The 5,885-nt window shown below is 70.3% G+C and carries 3 protein-coding genes; all 3 read left to right on the top strand.

Going from position 1 to position 5,885, the window contains the following annotated elements:
* Positions 1 to 1,921 (top strand): Y-family DNA polymerase (locus B215_RS0114130; RefSeq protein ID WP_237718465.1); only part of this gene is annotated, 1,921 nt, incomplete at its 5' end.
* 5 nt (positions 1,922 to 1,926) lie between these two features.
* Positions 1,927 to 5,361 carry an error-prone DNA polymerase gene (locus B215_RS0114135; protein ID WP_019370298.1) on the top strand — a complete coding sequence of 1,145 codons (3,435 nt, stop codon included), beginning with the start codon at positions 1,927 to 1,929 and terminating at the stop codon, positions 5,359 to 5,361.
* A 62-nt stretch (positions 5,362 to 5,423) separates the two neighbouring features.
* A partial coding sequence (locus tag B215_RS20175; RefSeq protein WP_272942594.1) for a 2'-5' RNA ligase family protein occupies positions 5,424 to 5,885 on the top strand: 462 nt, incomplete at its 3' end.

Here is a 5,885-nt window from a genome sequence, read left to right on the forward strand (position 1 = left end):
GCGGGAGGGGAGCGAAAGTGGCGAGCATCTCGCTTCCGTTCAGGCGCTCGCTTCCGCCGAACAGGAAGCGGCCTGCTCCGTCCAGCGCGGCGGCGGCTGGCGGCCCGGTGCGCGCTGGGCGCGGGCCGCCCGCGACGCCGCGATCGCCGCGCTCCCGCCGCACCAGCGGCCGCCGATGCGCGAGCTCGGCCGGCGCAGCGAAGCGGCGGACCATGCCTTCAAGCGGATGCGGCCCGACGAGGGCGGGGCGATGGCGGGGGTGGTTCGGCTGGCGCCAGCGGCGCGCGCTGCTGGGGCTGCGCCTGCCCCACAACCGTCATCCCGGCGAAAGCCGGGATCCATTCGCCTGGCGGTTTCGGCGCCTTCTTCGACGGAGAAGGTAATGGATCCCGGCTTTCGCCGGGATGACAAAGGGGGCGGGGGGGCTCCCCGAATCCTCTCCCGCCGCACCGGCAGCCGCAGCGAAGTCGCCGCGGCCTGCCCTGCCGCAATGACCGCGGGCATCCGCATCGGCATGGCGCTCACCCAGGCGCGCGCGCTGGTGCCGGAGCTCCGTGTCGACCCCGCCGATCCGGAAGGCGACCGCGCCGATCTTGAACGGCTGGCGCACAGCCTCGCCCGGCGCTGGTCGCCGAGCGTCACCATGGCCAGCGAGGACCTGCTGTTCCTCGACCTGACCGGTGTCGCCCATCTCCATGGCGGTGAGGCGCGGATGCTGCGCCGGCTGCATGCGCTGCTCGCTCGGCTGGGATTCGCCGCGAAGATTGCCGTTGCCGACACCCCCGGCGCCGCCTGGGCCTTCGCGCGCTTCCGGCCGGAAACGCTGCTCCTATGCCCGACCGGTGAGCATGGTGCCTGGCTCGCCCCGCTGCCGGTCGAGGCGCTGCGGCTGGAGGGCGATGCGCTCGACCTGCTCCACCGGCTCGGCGTCGACAGCATCGGCCAGCTCGCCGCGCTTCCCCGCGCGCCGTTGGTCCGCCGCTTCGGTACCACAATCGCCGCGCGGCTCGACCAGGCGCTGGGCCGTATTCCCGAACCGGTCGCCCCGGTCACCCCGCCCGAGCCGATCGCCGTCACCCAGCGCTTCGCCGAGCCGATCGCCACCCCCGAGGCGATCGCGCACTGGCTGGGCGACCTCGTCCGCCGCCTCGCCGAAGCGCTGGCGGAAGCCGGGCAGGGCGCGCGCCGAATCGGGCTGGTCGCCGACCGGGTCGACGGCGTGCCGCAGCGGATCGGCATCGGCCTCGCCCGCGCCAGCCGCGATCCCGCGCATCTGCTCCGCCTGCTCGCCCGCCGCATCGACAGCATCGAACCCGGCTATGGCCTCGATGCGATGACGCTGCATTTGCTGCGCAGCGAACCGCTGGGCGCGCTGCCGGTCGACGAGCGGCTGGATGCCGAGACGGTGCCCGATCTCGCGCCGCTGATCGACACGCTGGCGACGCGGATCGGCATGGCGCGGCTGTGGCGGATGCGGCCGGTGGAAAGCGATGTGCCCGAACGCTCGGCCGCCGCCCTCCCGCCGCTCGATCCGCCCGAGCGCGAAGCCCCGCCGCTCAAGGCCGACGATGTCCGCCAGCTCGATCGGCACGCTCCGCTGCCGCCCTGGCACCCCGAATGGCCCCGCCCGATCCGCCTGCTCCGCCGCCCCGAGCGGCTCGACCATGTCGTCGCGGCCCTCCCCGACCAGCCGCCGCGCCGCTTCACCTGGCGGGGCGAGCGGCACGAGGTGGTCCGCGCCGACGGGCCCGAGCGTATCCATGGCGAATGGTGGAAGCGCGCGGTGGAGACCCATGCCACGCGCGACTATTTCCGCGTCGAGGACGAGCGCGGCCGCCGCTACTGGCTGTTCCGCCAGGGCGATGGCGAGCGCCAAGTGACCGGCGATCTCAGCTGGTACCTGCACGGCCTGTTCGGGTGACGGCCATGTACAGCGAACTCCAGGTCACCAGCCATTATTCCTTCCTGCGCGGCGCCTCCGCGCCTTCCGAGCTGTTCGAGACGGCGGCGGCGTACGGCATGCCCGCGCTCGGCATTACCGATCACAACAGCGTCGGCGGGATCGTGCGCGGGCTGGTCGCGGCGGAAGAGACCGGCGTGCGGCTGGTCACCGGCTGCCGGCTGGACCTGACCGACGGCAGCGGCGTGCTGGTCTGGCCCGAGGATCTCGCCGCCTGGTCGCGGCTCACCCGGCTGCTCAGCATCGGCAAGGCGCGGGCGGATGCGCAGCATGGCGAGAAGGGGCAGTGCTTCCTCCATTGGGAGGATGTCGCGGGGCATGCCGACGGCCTCGTCGCCGCGCTGGTGCCCGGCATGGCGGATAGCGGCGACCCGGCGGCGCTGCGCTGGATGGCGGACGTGTTCGGGGATCGCGGCCATGTCACGCTCACCCGCCATCGCCGGCCGCAGGAGGCGGTGCGGCTGCACGGGCTGGCAGAGGCAGCCGTCGCGCATGGCCTGACCCCGCTCGCCACCGGCGACGTGCTCTACCACCATCCCGACCGGCGGATGCTGCACGACGTGATGACCGCGATCCGCCATACCACGACGGTCGACGATCTCGGCTTCCGCCGCGCCCGCAGTGCGGATCGGCACTTGAAGCCTCCGCACGAAATGGCGCGCCGCTTCGCCGCCTGGCCCGAGGCGCTGCAGGCGGTGGAGGCGGTGGTCGAGCGCTGCGCCTTCAATCCACGCGAGCTCGGCAGGCTCTATCGCTACCCCGACGAAGTGGTGATGTCCGGCCGCAGCCCGCAGGCGGCGCTGGCCAAGCTCGCCCGCGATGCGCTCGCCGCCAAGTTCCCGGAAGGGCCGCCGATCGAATATGCCGAGCTGCTCGAGAAGGAACTGGGGCTGGTCGAGAAATGCGGCTACGCGCCCTATTTCCTCACCGTCCATTCGATCGTCCGCTTCGCCCGCGCGCAGGAGATCCTGTGCCAGGGGCGGGGGAGTGCGGCCAATTCGCTGATCTGCTTCCTGCTCGGCGTCACCTCGATCGACCCGGTGGTGCATAAGCTGCTGTTCGAGCGGTTCATCTCCGAGGATCGCGACGAGCCCCCCGATATCGACGTCGATTTCGAGCATGAGCGGCGCGAGGAAGTGATCCAGTGGATCTACGAGACCTATGGCGCGCGCCACGCCGCACTCACCGCCGTGGTCAGTCGCTATCGCACAAGGGGGGCGGTGCGCGAGGTCGGCAAGGCGCTGGGGCTGTCTGAGGACGTGACCGCCGGGCTCGCGGGGCAGGTCTGGGGCTGGTCCAACGAAGGGGTGAGCGAGGCCGATGCCGCGGCGCTCAACCTCGATGCCAGCGAGCCGCGGCTGGCGCTGACGCTCGATCTCGCCCGCCAGCTGATCGGCACGCCCCGGCACCGTTCGCAGCACCCCGGCGGCTTCGTGCTGGCCCAGGCCAATCTCGACGAGATCGTGCCGATCGAGCCGGCGGCGATGGTCGACCGGCGGGTGATCGAATGGGAGAAGGACGATATCGAGACGCTCGGCCTGATGAAGGTCGACATTCTCGGGCTCGGCATGCTCGGCTGCATGCGGCGCGCGTTCGATCTGCTGGAGCAGCACAAGGGCGTGAAGCTGACGCTCGCTTCGGATGCGATGCAGGAGGATGATCCGGCCACCTTCGCGATGATTCAGAAGGCCGACACGCTCGGCACCTTCCAGATCGAGAGCCGGGCGCAGATGTCGATGCTGCCGCGGTTGAAGCCCAAGGAATTCTACGACCTCGTCATCCAGGTCGCGATCGTCCGGCCGGGGCCGATCCAGGGCGACATGGTGCATCCCTATCTGCGGCGGCGCGAGGGCAAGGAGGAGGTGGAATATCCCAGCGAGGAGCTGAAGGACGTGCTGGAGAAGACCTTCGGCGTGCCGCTGTTCCAGGAACAGGCGATGAAGGTCGCGATCGTCGGCGCGGGCTTCAAACCGGCCGAGGCCGATGCGCTGCGGCGGGCGATGGCGACGTTCAAGTCGACCGGCGGGGTCACGCACTTCAAGGAGAAGATGATCAGCGGGATGCTGAAGAAGGGCTACACGCAGGATTTCGCCGAACGCACCTTCAAGCAGATCGAGGGCTTCGGCAGCTATGGCTTTCCCGAGAGCCACGCGGCCAGCTTTGCCAAGATCGCCTATGCGTCGAGCTGGATGAAGTGCCACCATCCCGACATCTTCTGCGCGGCGCTGCTCAACGCCCAGCCGATGGGGTTCTATGCCCCGGCGCAGATCGTCCGCGACGCGCGCGAGCATGGGGTCGAGGTGCGCGCGGTATGCGTCAACGACAGCGACTGGGATACGCGGGTTCTAAGATCCTCCCCGGAACGGGGAGGGGGACCATGGGCGCCAGCCCATGGTGGAGGGGCCGCCGCGACACGCGGCGGTGAGCCCGAACGGCGCCGCACCACCGCGCCTGCGGCGCGGCCCCTCCACCCCTCGCCTTCGGCGAGCGGTCCCCCTCCCCGTTCCGGGGAGGAATTGCTTCCCCTCCGCCTCGGCATGCGGGTGGTGCAGGGCCTGTCCGCGCGCGATGCCGATGCGATTCTTGCCGCCCGCGCCGAGCGCCTCTTCACCTCGATCGAGGACGTCTGGCGCCGCGCCCGCGTCTCCCCCGCGGCACTGGAGAAGCTTGCGCGTGCCGATGGCTTCCGCTGCTTCGGCCAGGATCGCCGCCAGGCGCTCTGGGCGATCAAGGCGCTCGACCAGGCGCCGCTGCCGCTGTTCGCCGGGATCGAAGGCCCGATCCAGGCCGCCGAGCCCGCGGTGACGCTGACCCCGCTCACCGCCGGGCGCGAAGTGGTCGAGGATTACCGCGCCACCCAGCTGAGCCTGCGCGCGCACCCGCTCCATTTCCTGCGCGGCACGCTCGCGGCGCGGCGCATTCGGCCGTGCGGCGACCTCAAGACGCTCAAGGACGGCGCGCGGGTGGAGGTGGCCGGCATCGTGCTCGTCCGCCAGAAGCCGGGCAGCGCCAAGAGCATCTTCCTCACGCTGGAGGACGAGACCGGCATCGCCAACGCCATCGTCTGGCCGGCGCGCTTCGCGCTCTACCGCCCGATCATCCTCGCCGCGCCGATGATCGCGGTCCGCGGCCGCCTCCAGCGCGAAGGCGAGGTGCTGCACCTGATCGCCGAGACGATCACCGACCTTACCGACCTGCTGCGCAGCGTCGGCGCGATCGACCTGCCGCGCATGACGATGCCGGGCGATGGCGCGACGCATGGCGGCACGATCGATTCGCGTGATCGCAAGATCACTCGGTCGAGCGACCCTGCGCACGCCTATCCGAAGCAGCGAACGCCCGAGAGCTGGCCGTCTCGCCGCGAGGACATCATCCCGATCAAGTCGCACGATTTCCACTGATGGCTATGGTGCGACACCGACTGTTCTTCGCCTTCCCCATCGCAGCTGGCGTGCGCGATGCCATGGCGAGTCACCGTGACGGTCTGGGAGGGGCCAAGAGTATCGTTTCAGACGATCGCCTCCATATGACGCTGGCGATCACTGACGACTATCCGCAACTTTCGTGTCCTCAGGTCGACACGATGCTCGCGCTCGGATCGCATCTGGCCGCATCCCCTGTCCCGCTCCGCTTAGATCAGCTTTCCGGCGGTCCGGGCTCCGTCGCGCTTCGTCCATCCAAGCGCATCAAGGCGCTAACCGAGCTCACCGGCACGTTAAGCCACTGGATGACCGCTGCCGGACTGCTGCGACCCAGGTGGCGCTGCCATCCACACGTCACCCTGCTGTATCGCGCAGGTGAGGCTTTCACGCGCGCTGTCCACCCGATCTGCTGGATTACTACCGACGTCGTGCTGATCCACAGCATCGTCGGCGCGCACCGGCATATCGTGCTGGGCCGCTGGCCGCTGATCGAGCGGCAGGGG

The organism is Sphingomonas sp. ATCC 31555 (assembly GCF_000282895.1).
GTDB lineage: Bacteria > Pseudomonadota > Alphaproteobacteria > Sphingomonadales > Sphingomonadaceae > Sphingomonas.

What these genes read in the sequence shown, in the direction of transcription:
- B215_RS0114135 (WP_019370298.1), top strand. Translation starts at nt 1,927, where the DNA reads ATGTACAGCGAACTCCAGGTCACCAGCCATTATTCCTTCCTGCGCGGC.